Below are 867 nucleotides of genomic sequence, written 5' to 3'. Positions count from 1 at the left end.
TCCAAGGAGCGATTACGCTCTTTTGTGTAAATATCAAGCGAATAACGAAACTAATAAATGAAAAATAAAGCAATATTCGACGAATAGAAACAAAAAAATAGCGATAATTAATCGGAAAATAGATTAATTATCGTTATTTTAGGTTTCATCAAACACTGAGACAGACTTTTTCAGCAGTCTCGATAATAATTGCATCCTATTTTTGTATCTTCAATTTTATAAAAATCGCTAATTGAGAAAACACGGTAATTCATTGCCGTGATGAATCAATTATTTATGCGATTTTAAGTGTTTTTGCAAACATACGTTCCCCTTAATGTGATATAATTGCGATACCAAATCATGGGAGGGGGTTCATATGACCTTAAAGGGTATCAAATTACGTATCTATCCAGATGATTACCAAAGGGAACTTATTGAATACAACTTTGGCGCTAATCGTTTCGTTTGGAACAATATGTTAAACATGATGATTAAACGTCATGAAAATAATCCTGATTTGAAATCTTTGAAAGTATTTGACCTGAATTATATTCTGACGACTTTCAAAAAAGAACATACGTGGTTAAAGAAAGCTGAAAGCACGAGTCTTCAAGTTGCTAATAAAGACTTATTTGAAGCTTACAAGGGATTTTTTAGTAAAAAGCGTAAGTTTCCACGATTCAAAAGTAAGAAATATCCAAAACAAAGTTATCAATCTAAGTTTGTTCATAACAATGTTGAAATCATTGATGATTCTTATATCAAGTTACCTAAACTTGGAGTAATGAAATATAAGAATAAGAAATCAATTCCTAGTATCATCAAGTACGTGACTATTCGTAAATCATCAACTAATAAATATTACGCCATTCTTACGGTTGATGA

Annotated in this window: 1 protein-coding gene; it reads left to right on the top strand. The window is 30.6% G+C overall.

Annotation, left to right across the window (positions count from 1 at the left end):
- Nucleotides 1-358: 358 nt before the first annotated feature.
- Nucleotides 359-867 (top strand): helix-turn-helix domain-containing protein (locus FC88_RS06985; protein WP_157060450.1); only part of this gene is annotated, 509 nt, incomplete at its 3' end.

The sequence above is a fragment of the Companilactobacillus futsaii JCM 17355 genome, from assembly GCF_001435505.1.
Classification (GTDB): Bacteria; Bacillota; Bacilli; order Lactobacillales; family Lactobacillaceae; genus Companilactobacillus; species Companilactobacillus futsaii.
The sequence above is the reverse complement of the archived record's forward strand: the minus strand, read 5'-3'. Positions and strand labels throughout refer to the sequence as shown.